General features: G+C 51.8%; 1 protein-coding gene. It reads right to left on the bottom strand.

Annotation, left to right across the window (positions count from 1 at the left end; genetic code table 11):
- Positions 1-927, bottom strand: a 927-nt coding sequence (locus PsW74_RS29500) for a DUF5801 repeats-in-toxin domain-containing protein (protein ID WP_208988125.1), incomplete at both ends; no start/stop codon positions are given.

Genomic DNA, 927 nt, shown 5'->3' with positions numbered 1-927 from the left:
AAGGTGAACGAGCCAGCGCCAGCATCCCCATCAGCACCAAAGTCAACAGTGTTCTGAAGATCTCCCGCTGCAATCGCAGAACCACTCAAGAATTCAGTCCAGTTGCCATCAGCTTCAAGGCCCCAGTAATCAGGGCTCGTACCCGTTGACAGGATCGTGTCGATGTCGTCTTCATCAACAGTCACATCCTGCTGCTGATTGGTCACACGTGGTCCATCATCATCAAACGTCAGAAGATTGCCGACAGAGATCTCAGTTGAAACCGCATCACCATCTTCATCGGTGACAGTCAGGATTGCGCTCACCTTGCCATCAAGCGAGACATGTTCATCAGAAGATCCGGTGTCCGGATGCTCAATGGACATGTACTGAACCATTGAGACCTTGCCGTTTTGATGCAAGTGGATTGCAAACGCAGCATCTCCGTCTGGTACGCGGCCAACAATCTGACCGTCTTCCAGATGAAGCGTGATCGCCAAGCCTTCAGTCGTGGCTAGACCAGAATCTGCATTATCAATGCGGAAGACCAGCTCATGACTGCCGCGCTCATCAGCACCAACATTCTTATGGAAATCAAGAACATCATTCCGCGCGTAGATTGGACCACTCAGATCAGGGTCACTGCCCTTTTCGTCAACATCTTTAAACAGCTTGCGAATGCGCCACTTCGGCGGAACATTATCACTGTGATCACCCTCGGTCTCGTCAATGCGAATATGATCATCAACCCAAAGTTCTGGCGCTGGGATGTCATCAACAACGGTCACATCCAGCTTGCCATCCAGGGCAACGGTGTCCCCGTCTCCATCTGTCGCAACAATCACAGCACCAAAGTCGATGGCAGCAAGCTCATCACCATTGAGAAGCTGCAGCGCGGTGTTCTCACCATTACCAGTCACATGGTCCAGCTGATCGGCCTGCAACACC

The sequence above is a fragment of the Pseudovibrio sp. W74 genome (assembly GCF_001623085.1).
Lineage (GTDB): Bacteria > Pseudomonadota > Alphaproteobacteria > Rhizobiales > Stappiaceae > Pseudovibrio.
The sequence above is the reverse complement of the archived record's forward strand: the minus strand, read 5'-3'. Positions and strand labels throughout refer to the sequence as shown.